The organism is Bradyrhizobium sp. Ses1 (assembly GCF_059512365.1).
In genome coordinates, this window is sequence record NZ_JCAMOQ010000207.1 from 1 (window position 1) to 553 (window position 553).

Below are 553 nucleotides of genomic sequence, written 5' to 3' on the forward strand. Positions count from 1 at the left end.
CAACGCTCGTACTCACCTTGCCACTCCGCGGTCAGCCGGGAAATCACCGCAGGCGACAGGTTGGGCGCGTCCTTGCCCAGCAAGGCCGTCAGCGCCTCCTGGAAATCGCCGGTCGAGATGCCGCGCAGATACAGCAAAGGCAACAGCGCATCCAGACTTCTGGTCCGCCGCGCCCACAGCGGCAGGATCGCCGAGCTGAACCGGATCCGCTCACTATCGCCGGCCGCCCCACGGTCGCGAATCTTCGCCCGCGCGACCTCGACCGGGCCGATGCCGGTCGCAATCGTTCGCGCCGGGCCATAACCATGCCGCACGACACGGGCGCGTCCGTCGGCAAGCTTCAAGTCCTTCACCGTGGCAAGAAATGTCTCGACTTCGGCCTCGACCGCTTGCGCCAAAAGTTGCCGCGCACCAGCGCGCAAAATATTGGTCAGTGGATCGTCGATCTCGTCGGGCTGACGAAGCGGGACAATGTTGCTAGTCTCATTCATGGCGTATTGCTCTCCTTGAGAGAGGTTCTGGCAGGCTTCGACACCCGCCTCGATCCGCCGCC

1 protein-coding gene is annotated in these 553 nt (G+C 64.2%); it reads right to left on the reverse strand.

Annotated features, from left to right (window positions below; all coding sequences use genetic code 11):
• A partial coding sequence (locus AC5ZG5_RS46395; RefSeq protein WP_496165591.1) for a transposase occupies nucleotides 1–491 on the reverse strand: 491 nt, incomplete at its 3' end.
• Nucleotides 492–553 lie beyond the last annotated feature (62 nt).